The following is a 12,201-nucleotide window of genomic DNA, read 5'->3' on the forward strand; positions in this document are numbered from 1 at the left end:
CGATGATGAAAGGTGCCCGCCTATTCTGCGGGTTGGCGCCGTTTCAATTCGCGTCTTGCATCAGCTCGAACTGTTCGGCCATTGATTGCCGGCAGGTGCGTAGTGCACGGAAAGTCTATCCATTGCTTTATTCAGGAGGACGATTCATGAGCAGCCAGAACGACGATATCAGCACCAACGTCCTGCGCCAGATGAAAGCAGGCGGTTTCGACTTCACCCAGATCCACCCCATCGAGTTCTATGCCGTATTCCCCGACGAAGCAGGGGCCCGTCGTGCCGCCGGGCAGTTTCGTGGCGAATCGCTCAATGCCCAGGTGAAAGAGCTGGGCGACGGTGTCTGGCACCTGGAGCTGAGCAAGGTCATGTACGCCACCTATGGCGGTATTGGCGACTTTGAAGAGACCTTTGAGCAGCTGGTGACACCTTATGGGGGGGAGGTGGAAGGGTGGGGCGTCAAGCACGAACGGCAGACAGCCTGAAGGCTTGCTGTTGCATTTCTTCGCGGGTGACGCCGCGAAGAAGCCCTCAAGGCCTGCGCTTGGCCATATGCCCCAGATAGGCCAGCAACGCATCCAGCTCCTGTTCACTCAGTACACTTTCAGTAAACCCCGGCATCTTTGCCTGTGGCCACTGCCGCAGGCTTTGCGGGTCGCGAATCAACTTGCGCAAATAACCCGGTTGAAAATACTCGGTCGGGTTGTGCGGCATATTCAAATCCGGCCCCATCTGCGCATCCCCGGCACCGTTCAGGCGGTGGCACGCCATGCAATTTTGCTGGAACAAGGCAAAGCCCTGGCGCACGGGGCTGTCGGCGGGCAACTTCGGGTCGGGTAGCAATGCCGGGAACCGCGTCTCGACAGCCGCCAGTTTACGCAGGGTGGAAATCTGGAATGGCCACTGCTCCGGGCGGATGCCGCTGGCTCGGGGTTCAGTCCACACGAGATAAAACGGCCCCGCGCTGGGTTTGCCCTTGCCCAGTGCGGGCCAGGGCTTGTCGGGGTCTTCCACGGCCAGCCAGGCCCGTGCCGGCCCTTGCTGGAGCAGCGGTGCGGCGGGCATCTCGGCGGCAAAGCCATCCAGTGCCACGGCTTGCAGGTGATCGCTGGGGCTCACGCCTACAAGCAGCGTGGCCAACGGCACCGCCCGATAGTGCATGGGGCGTTTGTAGGAAACATCCTGATCGACGCTGATATCTTGGGCCTGTGGGTGGCCTAGCAACTCGGCGCTGCTCCACTCGCGCACGCTTGCACCCAGTTCAAGGTGCAGTTGCGCCGCCGACAGCGGCAGGCTCAGGAACAACGCAAACAGGGCAAGGCAGTGGCGCATGGGCAATCTCCGACCATCAAGGCCGGCAGGTTACCTGTGTGCTGCCTGTTGGCGCCACCGCTGCTGTCAGCCGAACAAACGTGTCAGGTTCGGCAATATCAACAGCAAAGTCGTGGCAAACAGAATGAGCCCAGCTTGGCGAATTTTCGATTGTCTGAACATGGCGGACCGCCTTCTTGTTGTTATTCCTGAATACCCGTTGGCTTCCTTGTCGCGCTTCGGGTCGATCACAGTGGCACTGCGGGGTGCCTGAAATGCCTGCCTCTTGAAAGTGGATATACAACCAACAGTAGGGTGTGTGTGATCCATGTTTGAGAACCCTTTGTTCTAATTATCTGGCCCAGTGATTTCCATTCGCTATGAGGCCATGTGCCATCTGGCTGGCATGCTCTGGCTAGACAGTGGCGCAAGTGCCAGGCGGTTACCGACGAAATGTGACCGTTCGTCAGTGCAGCCTACTTGCTTGTACGTGCCTTTCGCGTCAGTCTCTACAGCAGATTCCCACCCATGTCGTTCAGGACTACCCCTATGTCGTTACGCATCTGCATCCTTGAAACCGATGTCCTGCGACCGGAGTTGACGGCGCAGTACCAGGGCTACGGCAGGATGTTCGAGCAGCTCTTCTCGCGTCAGCCGATCGCCGCCGAATTTCGTGTCTACAACGTGATGCACGGCGACTACCCCGCCGACAATGAAGTGTTTGATGCCTACCTTGTGACGGGCAGCAAGGCCGATTCGTTCGGTACCGATGCCTGGATCCAGACACTCAAGGCCTACTTGCTGAAGCTGTACGAGCGTGGCGAGAAGCTGTTGGGTGTGTGTTTTGGCCATCAGTTGCTGGCGTTGACCCTGGGTGGCAAGGCCGAGCGGGCCGACAAGGGCTGGGGCGTGGGCATCCATCGCTACTCGCTGGCGGCCCATGCGCCGTGGATGGACCCGGAGGTGTCGGAGCTGACCTTGCTGATCAGTCACCAGGACCAGGTGACCGAATTGCCGGAAGGCGCCACGGTCATTGCTTCAAGCGATTTCTGCCCGAATGCGGCGTACCACATTCGTGACCAGGTGCTGTGCTTCCAGGGCCACCCGGAGTTCGTGCACGACTACTCCCGCGCGCTGCTGGATGCCCGCCAGGAGTACCTGGGGGATGAGGTGTACCACAAGGCCGTGGCCAGCCTGGCTACCGAGCACCAAGGCGACCTGGTGGGGGAGTGGATGATGCGCTTTGTCCAGCAGCCGACGAGCAAGCATAACGCGGCGTAGTGGCAGGGGCCGCAAAGCGGCCCCAGTAATCTCAGAGCCAGCCAGACTTCTTGAAGCTGGCAAACAACCCCGTACATCCCAGCACGATTACCCCCAGTACCCCGAAATACCCATAGTGCCACCCCAGCTCCGGCATGTTCTGAAAGTTCATGCCGTAAATCCCGGCAATCGCCGTAGGGAACGCCAGGATCGCCGCCCAGGCCGCGAACTTGCGTTGCACGATGCTCTGCCGTGACGACTCCAGCAGCATGCCGATCTCTATGGTCTGGCTGGCGATGTCACGGATGCCGGCCAGGTCTTCCATCTGCCGCGTCACGTGGATCTGCACATCACGAAAATACGGGCGCATGTTCTTGTCGATAAACGGGAAGCTCAGGCGCTGCAACTCTTCGCTCACTTCCACCATCGGCGCCACATAGCGGCGCAGGCGCAGGATGTCGCGACGCAGACTGTGCAGGCGGCGGATGTCGTCTTCCTGCAACGAACCGCCGAGCACGCTTTGTTCCAGCTCTTCGATCTCGCCATGAATGGCCTCGCTGACCGGCTGGTAGTTCTCGGTGACGAAGTCGAGCAGGGCGTACAGCACAAAGTCTTCACCGTGCTCCAGCAGCAGCGGCCGGGCCTCGCAGCGCTGGCGCACCAGGGCGTAGGACTTGGAGTGGCCATTTCGGCAGGTGATGATGTAACCGTTGCCGGCAAAGATATGGGTTTCGATGAACTCCAGCTTGCCTTCGTGGCGCACTGGCGAATAGGTGACGATGAACAGCGCGTCGCCGAAGGTTTCCAGTTTGGGCCGGCTGTGCTTTTCCAGGGCGTCTTCGATGGCCAGTTCGTGCAGGTTGAACTGGCATTGCAGGTTGGCCAGCTCCTCGGCGTTGGGCTCTTCCAGGCCGATCCACACAAAGTGCCCCGGCTTGCGCGCCCACTCGCTGCCTTCGTCGATGCTGATGTTGGTGACCTTTCTGCCGGCGCTGTACACCGCCGATGCCACGACTCGACCCATGGTTGTCCGCTTATTCCGGTTGAACACGGGGTACAGCTTGGGCCGTACCCGGCCCAAGAGCAACCCGCTTCAGGCCAGCTCGTGTTCCATGCGGTCGATGCATTGCTGCATCTGCACCCGGCACTGCTCGATCAACGCCGGAATGTCCTTTTGGGTCATGCCGGCGGTGGCAATGGGCGGCAGTGAGCGCACTACTACCGTGCGCTGGCGCCAGCTGTTCAGGTTCATGCGCGTGGCGTAGCGGCTGACGCACACCGGCACAATCGGCACACCTGCCTCGATGGCCATGTGGAACGCGCCTTTCTTGAAGGGCAGCAAGTGTTCGCCAGGGTTACGGGTGCCTTCGGGGAATACCCAGATCGAGGTGTCATCCTGCAGCACGCGGGTGGTTTCCTGCAGCGCCTTGCGGGCCTGGTAGCTGTTCTTGCGGTCGATCAGCACGTTGCCGCCCAGCCAGAACAGCTGGCCGAACAACGGCACCCAGCCCAGGCTCTTCTTGCCGATGGCCACGGTGCGTCGTGGCACCGCTTGGCCCACCACGAACAGGTCGTAGTTGGATTGGTGGTTGGCGATGATCACGCAACCGGGGGGTTGGTCCCACAGCGGGCCGACCTCGGCCTTGACCTTGATGCGCATCAGCCAGGTGGCCGGCCGGCTGTAGAGGTGGGCGAATACCCGGCTGTTGTCGGGGTTGAAAGGGCGGCACAGGCCAATGACCAGGCCCACGACGCCAACCACAAGGAAATGCAGCGCCAGCAGAAGCATGCGCAAGGAATAAAGCATGGTACGACTCACACCAGACGGTCGCCGGAGTGTACGGGTGTGCACTGGTTCGGGCAAACCTTGGTGTAGGTCTGGGCCGGCCCTTTCGCGGGTACGCCCGCTCCCACAGGATTACCACATGCCTGAAGATTGTGGTTTTCGTGTGGGAGCGGGCGTGCCCGCGAAGAGGCCGGTGCGCCTAGCCCATGTGGTGCTGGTCCAGCTCGATCGCCTTGTCCAGCGCCTCCAGCAGGCCTTTGCGTACTTTCAGCTTGGTGTTCTTGTGCGCCAGCATGTTCAGCTTCTTCAATTCACGCGCCGCCGTCAGTGCCGCTTCTTGCAGCTGCTCGGCAGGCACCACCTTGTCGAGGAAGCCGGCATCGACCGCCGCGTGCGGGTCGAACACCTCGGCGTTGATCACCGAGCGGTGGAAGGCTGAGCGGCGCAGGCGGTCGCGGGCCAGTTCGATACCGGCATGGTGCATGGTCATGCCGATCTGCACTTCGTTCAGGCACACCTTGTACGGGCCTTCGACGCCAATGCGGTAATCGGCCGATAGCAGCAGGAAGGCACCTTTGGCCACGGCATTGCCCGGGCAGGCAACCACCACCGGGAACGGGTGCGACAGCAGGCGGCGGGCGAGGGTGGAGCCGGCAGTGACCAGGCCGATGGCCTCTTTCGGGCCGCTGGTCATCACCTTAAGGTCGTAACCACCCGACAGGATGCCTGGCTGCCCGGTGATGATCACCACTGCACGGTCTTCGATCGCGCGGTCGAGCGCGGCGTTGAAGGCGGTGATGACGTCTGGCGAGATGGCGTTGACCTTGCCGTTGTTCAGGGTCAGGGTGGCGATGCCGTCTTCGGCGTGGTAGGTAATCAGCTCGCTCATGGCAGAGTCCTTTTGTTGGCGTGGCGACGACGTTACCCAGCGCCAGAGGCCAGGTAAAGCAGCAAGGCTGACTGGTCGGTCAGTGTTCACCGCGGTCCAAATGCAAATACATGAAAAATTTGAAAAAAGTGCTTGCCAAAGGGAATGTCTTTCACTAAATTAGCGCACCTCGACGGGCCGCAAGGCTTGAAGAGAAACGGTGAAGTGTCCGAGTGGTCGAAGGAGCACGCCTGGAAAGTGTGTATACGAGAAATCGTATCAAGGGTTCAAATCCCTTCTTCACCGCCACATTCTACGAAGAGCCCCCGCGCTGAAAAGCCCGGGGGTTTTTTGTTTTCAGGGCCATTGGGGCCGCTTTGCGGCCCATTCGCAGCGCAAGGCTGCTCCTACAGGAGGGCGCGAGCCCTGCAACTGGCGCAGTCCCTAGGAGCAGCCTCGTGCTGCGAATGGGCTGCAAAGCAGCCCCAACAAACCTAGAAGCTGACGGAGGCCGACAGCCGAGCCGTGCGTGGCGCGCCCTGGAACAGGTAGTTATCCCCCAGGTAATCCCCCACATCGCGCCAATAGCGTCTGTCGAACACGTTATCCACGGTCAGGCGCAGCACCGTGTCATACCCGCCAATGCGTGTACGATACCGGCTCCCCACATCGAACACGGTGTACCCGCCAACTTCCACATTGCCCGCCTGGCTCGCATACTTGCTGGCGCTGTAACGCGCCCCGCCCAGCAGTGCCAAGCCCGGTACCGGCAGCGAGTATTGCGCGTGCAGTGCTGCCCGGAACCTGGGCACATTGATTGCCTGATGGCCTTCATAGGCATCGGTACCGCTGTTTTTCACCCGCGCACGAATGGCTGCGGCGCTGGCCTGCACTTGCAGGTTCTGGCTCACCCAGCCGCTGGCGCCCAGCTCCAGGCCGGTGTTTTTCTGCTGGCCCTGCTGCACGTAGGTGAAGTTGCCAGCACCGTCCGGGCGTGCGTACTGGTAGGCCTGGCGGACCTGGAACAGCGCGGCACTGAAGCTCACGCCTTGCCAGTCGTGCTTGAGGCCAAGTTCCAGTTGATGCGCAGTCGTGGGCGCGAGGATGTCGGCGGCGTTGCTGGCAAACCAGGGTGCCGTGCCGCCGGCAGAAAGGCCCTTGGCGTAGCTGGCGTATAGCGTGGTGTTTGGCTGCGGCTTGTAGATAAGTGCAGCAGTGGGCAGCAACTCGTATTGGCGGGTATGGCGCCCGGCAACACCGTTCTCGTCCCAGGTCTTTTCATCCAGGCGCACTTCACGGGCGCCCAGCACGGTCTGCCACTGTTCGTTGAAGCTGATGCGGTCGCTGACGAACAGGCCGTACTGGCGGCTGTCCAGCCGGCGTTCGCTGGCGCCGACGGCTTTGTCGGACGGGTCGAAGGCGGGGGCGCCGGTGTAGATGTTGCCGGTACCAAGCCACTCGTTGTAGTACGGCCGTTGATCCAGCGTGCGCCGCTGCGCACTGGTGCCCACGGTCAGTTCATGCCCCACGCCCAGCGCATCGAAGTGCCCGTTGAGCATGGCCTGTGCTTCATCGGTGCGGCGGGTGTCGTCGGGGCTGCGGAAGTCGTAGATGTCGTAGTCGCCGTTGCTGCCAAAGAACGCGCCTTCGCTCGAACCCCAGGCAAACGCGCTGTAATCGTCGATCACCACCTTGCTGCGCGAGGCACTCAAGGTGCCGGTCCAGGCCTCGTTGAAGCGGTACTCGAAGCGCCCGCCCAGGTTCAGCGAGTCGTTTTGCACAGGCTTTGCCCAATCCTGGTAAGCCAGGCGGTCGTCCGGGTCGATGCCGTGGGGCACTTCGGTGCCACCCAGCAGTTGATAACCCGGCACCGAGCGCTGCTCGCGGTGCTGGTATTCGGCATCCAGCTGCAGGGTGGCATCCGGGCTGATCTGCCAGTCGAATGCCAGCGAAGCGAAGTCGCGTTTGCCATCTGCGTGGTCGACGTAGGAGCGGATGTCTTCATGGGCGAGGTTGGCGCGCAGGCCGAACTGTTTTTCGCTGCCAAACCAGCCGCCCAGGTCGGTGGCCAGGTAGCGTTCGCCTTGTTCGTTGGTCGACACCGTCACGCTGCGCACATCCTCGGCGCGCTTGGTTACGTAGTTGATCAGCCCGCCCGGCTCCGACACACCGCTTTGCAGCCCCGACAAGCCCTTTAGCAGCTCTACCTGCTGCTTGTTCTCAAGGGCCACGTTCTGCTCGCCGGCGATGGTCTGGCCGTTGATGCGGTAGCTGCTGGCGGCATTCAGCTCGAAGCCTCGGACGTTGAAGTTTTCGTAGTAGCCGATGGGGGCGTAGCTTTCGCCAACCGAGGCATCGCTTTGCAGCACTTCGCTGAGCTTGCGCACCTGGCGGTCTTCCAGCAGTTGCTGGCTGAACACGCTGATGGTGGCAGGGGTATCAAGCAAGGGCGCGGGCTGGAAGCTGCCCACCGCTGCTTGGCGAGCCTGGTAGCCGTCGTTGGCATAGGTGTCGGACACCTGCAGTGGGGCCAGCACCACGCTGTCTTCGGCGAGCACATGGGGGCAATGCAGGGCCAGGCCCAGGCTGAGCAGGCTCAGGGGCAGGCGGGGGTGACACGGGGGCATGCGGGGCTCCTGGATGGGCACAGGCCATGAAAAAGGCGGCATCTTAGCAGCCGCCTTCAGCATAAAACGATCCAGGCCCCGCTATATTCAGCCTTGGTTGGCGGGGCGCTGGTGCTGGCGCCAGCTGTCATCGATCTTCGACCAGGTCTTGCCGTCGGTAATGGCCATGAGCTTGCGCCCATCCTTGAAGGTGGCCAGGAAGGTGGCTTCTTGCTCCTTGCCGCCTAGCCACAGCCCGGCAAGCAGCCCCACCGGCCCGGCCACCAAGGCCCCGGCGACGCCCCAGCCCAGGGCGCTGCCCAGGCTGCGGTTGGTTTCGAGGCTGGCCAGCCTGAGGTCGCTGATGCGGGCCAGGGAAATCCGCTCACCCGGGGATGGGCTGCGCGGGGTCTTGAGTGTGAGCGATCCATTGCGATACTCGCCTTCACCTTGCAAGAAATCGCCGGATTGCACCGTGAGTCTTGTCATAAAGTCGTCCTGTCAGGAAAGGGCATTGACCAGCGCCTAATGAGCGCTGCACGGGCAGGCAAGTCAACGACCATGCGACGGAGGGTAGTGCGGTGCATTGTCGCCGTGGCTAATGGCCTCTTCGCGGGCAAGAATCTTTCAGGCCACCTGCAAGGTGTTCTTGCGCTTACGCTCCGCCACGCCCCACACCAGCAACGCCAGCCCGCCAATCACCAGGCCCGCCACCACAATGCCCATCCATCCCTGGTACTGGAACAACTGCGTGCCCAGCAACGACCCCAGCGCCCCGCCAATGAAGTAGCAGGTGATGTACCCGGCGTTCAGCCGCGTGCGTGCCTCGGGGCGCAGGGCGATCACCGCGTTCTGGTTGCTCACGTGTACCAGTTGCACTGCCAGGTCGAGCATCAGCACACCCAGCAGCAGGGCCAGCAACGAATGCTCGGCAAAGCCCAGCGGCACCCACGACAGCAGCAACACCACCAGGCCCACGGTAGTACCCAGCGCGCCCTTGCCGCGGTCGGCCAGGCGCCCGGCCCAGTTGGCCGACAGCGCACCGGCCGCACCGGCCAGGCCGAACAGGCCGATTGCCGCATCCGAATAATGGTACGGGCCCTTGGTCAGCAGAAACGCCAGGGGCGTCCAGAACAGGGCGAACAGGCTGAACGCCAGCAGGCCGAGCAGCGAGCGCAGGCGCAGCACCGGTTCTTCGATAAACAGCCGGAACACCGAGCCGATCAGCGCCGGGTACTTCAGCCCGGCATGGCTGTGGTGCTGCGGCAGGCTGCGGTACAGCGCCACGGCGGTGATCGCCATCAGCACAGCGGCGAGCACGTAGATGCTGCGCCAGCCGCCCAGCTCGGCCATGAAGCCGGCAGCGGTACGTGCCAGCAGGATGCCCAGCAGCAGGCCGCTCATCAGCGTGCCGACTGCGCGCCCACGCTGATGCGGCTCGCTGAGGGCCGCGGCCATGGGCACGAGGATCTGCGCCACCACCGAGAACAACCCGGTCAGCGCCGTGCCGAGGAGCAGCCAGGGCAGGCTAGGCGCACAGGCACTGATCACCAGGCCCAGGGTAGCAATGGCGGTCATCACGGTGATCAGCCGGCGCTGCTCGAACAGGTCACCCAGTGGCGCCAGCAGCAACAGGCCGGCGCCATAACTGAGCTGCGCGGCGATGACGATGCTGCCGGCGCTGGCAGTGCTCAGGCCGAACTGCTGGGCGATGCTGTGCAGCAGTGGTTGGGCGTAGTAGTTGCTGGCCACGGCCAGGCCGGTGGCGGTGGCCATCAGCAGGATCAGGGCGCGGCTGAGAGTGGGGGCGTTCATGGGGATCTCGTGGCGGGCAGTAGTCAAGCGGGGGAATTATCAAGAAGTATCAGGCATGACACCAATGTTTAGTTTTCAATCAACCATCCTGTACTGGCCCCATCAGGAACCCCACAGGTTCAAGGCCTGTGGGGTTCCTGATGGGGCCAGTACAGGCAACCCATCAAATCAAGCTGCAAACCCACCATCAATGGTCAGACTTGCCCCGGTGATATACCCCGCCTCCGGCCCCGCCAGGTACGCCACAAAGCTGGCGATCTCTTCCGGCTCGCCATACCGCCCGATCGCCATCAACGGGATCAGGCTCTCGGCAAACTCGCCGCTGGCGGGGTTCATGTCGGTGTCCACCGGCCCCGGCTGTACGTTGTTCACGGTAATGCCCTGTGGCCCCAGGTCACGCGCCATGCCACGGGTCAGGCCAACCAGCGCCGACTTGCTCATGGCGTAAGGCGCTCCACCGGCAAAGGGCATGCGCTCGGCGTTGGTACTGCCAATATTGATGATGCGCCCGCCCTGGCCCATGTAGCGCGCTGCGGCCTGGCTGGCGACAAACACGCTGCGCACGTTCACCGCCAGCATGCGGTCGAAGTCGGCCAGGTCGAATTCGGTCACCGGTGCCACCGTCAGCACGCCGGCGTTGTTGACCAGGATATCCAGCCTGCCGAAGGCCTTCACGGCGTCATCCACTGCCAGTTGTACGGCGGCTGCGTCGGCGCTGTCGGCCCGCAGGGCCAGGGCTTTGCCACCGTTTTCGGTAATTTCGCGGGCCAGCTCTTCTGCCGGGCCTGCGGAGCTGACATAGGTGAAGGCCACCTGCGCACCTTCGCGGGCCAGGCGCCGCACGATGGCTGCGCCTATGCCGCGGGAACCGCCCTGAACCAGGGCCACTTTGCCTTCGAGTGAAAGTTGCTTGGACATGCTGATCTCCTGCTGGAAGCCAAGCCGAAATGCCTTGGATGGGCAAAGTATCGGCGCTTGATTACCTGCTGATAAGATGGCAATCACTATCAGCAGAGTAAACCTTTGGTTGCTAATCATGGCCGTGGAATCGTTCAACGCGTTGGAATGCTTCATCCGCAGTGCCGAAGTTGGCAGTTTTGCCGAGGCTGCCAGGCGCCTGAGCATTACCCCTGCCGCCGTTGGCAAGCATGTGGCCCAGCTGGAGGCGCGCCTGGGCGTGCGGTTGTTCCAGCGTAGTACCCGCAAGCTGACCCTGACGGAGGCGGGGCAGCGTTTTCTTGGCGAGGTCGGCGACAGCTTCCGCACTATCCAGTACGCCGTGGCCAACCTGGCCAGCGCCGAAGGCCAGCCAGCCGGGCTGTTGCGGGTTAGCATGGGCACGGTGTTCGGCCGTTTGTATGTGTTGCCTTTGCTGGGCGAGTTCTTGCGCCGCTACCCGGCCATCACCCCGGATTGGCATTTCGACAACCGCCAGGTCGACCTGATCGGCCAAGGCTTCGATGCAGCGATTGGCGGTGGTTTCGATCTGCCGCCGGGGGTGGTTGCGCGCAAGCTGACCCCGGCCCACCGGGTGCTGGTGGCAGCACCGGCCTACCTGGAGCGGCACGCACCGATCGACGACCCGCAGGTGCTGCAGCGGCACGATGGCATCCTGATCCGCTCACCGCAGACCGGGCGGGTGCGCTCGTGGCCATTGACCAGCCGCTGGCAGGTGCAACAGCCGATGCAACTGCGCCAGGCGATGACCATGAGCGATTCGGACGCGGCTTGCGCGGTGGCCGAGCAGGGGCTGGGGATTGCCCTGGTGAGCCTGCCGTTTGCCGTGCCTTACTTGCAGGGTGGTCGGCTGCGGCGAGTGTTGCCGGACTGGTACGTGGATGACGGGCATATCAGCCTGTATTTTGCCGAGCACAAGCTGATGCCGGGCAAGACCCGGGCGTTTATCGATTTTGTGGTGGAGCAGTTTGCCGAGCAGGGGTTGGCGGGGCGGTTCGATGCCTTGCAAACCCTTTAGGTGTGTATTGCCTGACCGGGCCCTATCGCCGGCAAGCCAGCTCCCACAGGTTTACCACAGGCTGGAATACTGCGGGGTCCCTGTGGGAGCTGGCTTGCCGGCGATAGGGCCCGATCAGGCAATACCGGTAATGAGCAATGCCTGCGCCCCCAGGCTCACCTCATCATCCACCCGCTTGCCCATCAATTGCTGCCCTAGCGGTGAGCGCGGGGTGATCACGGTCACCAACTCATCCCCCTCGCCAATCTTCAACCCCGCCGCCTCAGGCCCGAGGAACAACCGGCGCTGCCTGCCAGCGTCATCCTCCAGGGTCACCAGGTTGCTGATCTGCACCCCGCGCGCCGGGTCATGGTCGCGCAGCAGCAATTGCTGGTAGATCAGCAGCGCCTGGCGGATTTCGGCGCTGCGGCGGGCCTGGCCGGTGGCCAGGTACGAAGCTTCCAGGCCCAGGGTGTCGTACTTGTTCTCGGCAATGTTCTCTTCGGCGGTGGCAGTTTCGTAGGCGCTTTGCGCCGCACGGGTCAGCACGTCGAGGTCATGCTCGAGGGTGGCGACGATCTGCGCCAGCAGGCGGGTCTTGTCCATG

12 protein-coding genes and 1 tRNA gene are annotated in these 12,201 nt (G+C 62.7%); 4 read left to right on the forward strand and 9 right to left on the reverse strand.

Annotation, left to right across the window (positions count from 1 at the left end; all coding sequences use genetic code 11):
* Nucleotides 1–146 precede the first annotated feature (146 nt).
* Nucleotides 147–479 (forward strand): ribonuclease E inhibitor RraB, encoded by a 333-nt coding sequence (locus tag E8E78_RS28475; protein ID WP_232893686.1) that lies wholly within the window; start codon nucleotides 147–149, stop codon nucleotides 477–479.
* Nucleotides 480–525: 46 nt separating this feature from the next.
* Here E8E78_RS28475 and E8E78_RS28480 read toward each other — a convergent pair whose 3' ends face one another.
* The gene (locus E8E78_RS28480; protein WP_232893685.1) at nucleotides 526–1,326 is read right to left on the reverse strand and encodes a cytochrome c; all 801 of its coding nucleotides are present in this window, start codon (nucleotides 1,324–1,326) and stop codon (nucleotides 526–528) included.
* Nucleotides 1,327–1,854: 528 nt separating this feature from the next.
* Between E8E78_RS28480 and E8E78_RS28485 the strand changes: the two genes are divergently transcribed.
* On the forward strand, nucleotides 1,855–2,586 hold the full coding sequence (locus E8E78_RS28485; protein ID WP_063425532.1) for an amidotransferase: 732 nt from the start codon (nucleotides 1,855–1,857) through the stop codon (nucleotides 2,584–2,586).
* A 31-nt stretch (nucleotides 2,587–2,617) separates the two neighbouring features.
* Here E8E78_RS28485 and E8E78_RS28490 read toward each other — a convergent pair whose 3' ends face one another.
* The 3 genes from E8E78_RS28490 to E8E78_RS28500 form a co-directional block, all read right to left on the reverse strand.
* A complete protein-coding gene (locus E8E78_RS28490) occupies nucleotides 2,618–3,589 on the reverse strand; it encodes a magnesium and cobalt transport protein CorA (protein WP_024717731.1) in 972 nt (323 codons plus the stop codon).
* Between the two features lie 69 nt (nucleotides 3,590–3,658).
* Nucleotides 3,659–4,372 (reverse strand): 1-acylglycerol-3-phosphate O-acyltransferase, encoded by a 714-nt coding sequence (locus E8E78_RS28495; protein ID WP_059395246.1) that lies wholly within the window; start codon nucleotides 4,370–4,372, stop codon nucleotides 3,659–3,661.
* A gap of 178 nt (nucleotides 4,373–4,550) precedes the next feature.
* Nucleotides 4,551–5,240, reverse strand: coding sequence for a crotonase/enoyl-CoA hydratase family protein (locus E8E78_RS28500; RefSeq protein ID WP_049274869.1), 690 nt, complete (start codon nucleotides 5,238–5,240; stop codon nucleotides 4,551–4,553).
* Nucleotides 5,241–5,438: 198 nt separating this feature from the next.
* Here E8E78_RS28500 and E8E78_RS28505 point away from each other — a divergent pair.
* Nucleotides 5,439–5,528 (forward strand) — tRNA-Ser (locus E8E78_RS28505).
* Nucleotides 5,529–5,713: 185 nt separating this feature from the next.
* On the opposite strand, the gene E8E78_RS28510 is transcribed toward E8E78_RS28505, so the two are convergent.
* The 4 genes from E8E78_RS28510 to E8E78_RS28525 form a co-directional block, all read right to left on the reverse strand.
* Nucleotides 5,714–7,846 carry a TonB-dependent siderophore receptor gene (locus E8E78_RS28510; protein WP_059395245.1) on the reverse strand — a complete coding sequence of 711 codons (2,133 nt, stop codon included), beginning with the start codon at nucleotides 7,844–7,846 and terminating at the stop codon, nucleotides 5,714–5,716.
* Between the two features lie 87 nt (nucleotides 7,847–7,933).
* Nucleotides 7,934–8,314: a hypothetical protein gene (locus tag E8E78_RS28515; protein ID WP_059395244.1), complete on the reverse strand. Its 381-nt coding sequence runs from the start codon at nucleotides 8,312–8,314 to the stop codon at nucleotides 7,934–7,936.
* A 138-nt stretch (nucleotides 8,315–8,452) separates the two neighbouring features.
* Nucleotides 8,453–9,640, reverse strand: coding sequence for an MFS transporter (locus E8E78_RS28520; protein ID WP_049274872.1), 1,188 nt, complete (start codon nucleotides 9,638–9,640; stop codon nucleotides 8,453–8,455).
* A gap of 168 nt (nucleotides 9,641–9,808) precedes the next feature.
* A complete protein-coding gene (locus tag E8E78_RS28525; RefSeq protein ID WP_049274873.1) occupies nucleotides 9,809–10,558 on the reverse strand; it encodes a 3-oxoacyl-ACP reductase family protein in 750 nt (249 codons plus the stop codon).
* Between the two features lie 118 nt (nucleotides 10,559–10,676).
* On the opposite strand from E8E78_RS28525, the gene E8E78_RS28530 reads away from it, so the two are divergent.
* Entirely contained in the window at nucleotides 10,677–11,615 is a 939-nt protein-coding gene (locus E8E78_RS28530; RefSeq protein ID WP_274138888.1) for a LysR family transcriptional regulator, read from the forward strand.
* A 114-nt stretch (nucleotides 11,616–11,729) separates the two neighbouring features.
* On the opposite strand, the gene E8E78_RS28535 is transcribed toward E8E78_RS28530, so the two are convergent.
* Nucleotides 11,730–12,200, reverse strand: coding sequence for a GreA/GreB family elongation factor (locus tag E8E78_RS28535; RefSeq protein ID WP_280315257.1), 471 nt, complete (start codon nucleotides 12,198–12,200; stop codon nucleotides 11,730–11,732).
* Nucleotide 12,201 lies beyond the last annotated feature (1 nt).

It is taken from the genome of Pseudomonas sp. BN505 (assembly GCF_029873175.1).
In the GTDB taxonomy this organism is placed as follows: Bacteria; Pseudomonadota; Gammaproteobacteria; order Pseudomonadales; family Pseudomonadaceae; genus Aquipseudomonas; species Aquipseudomonas putida.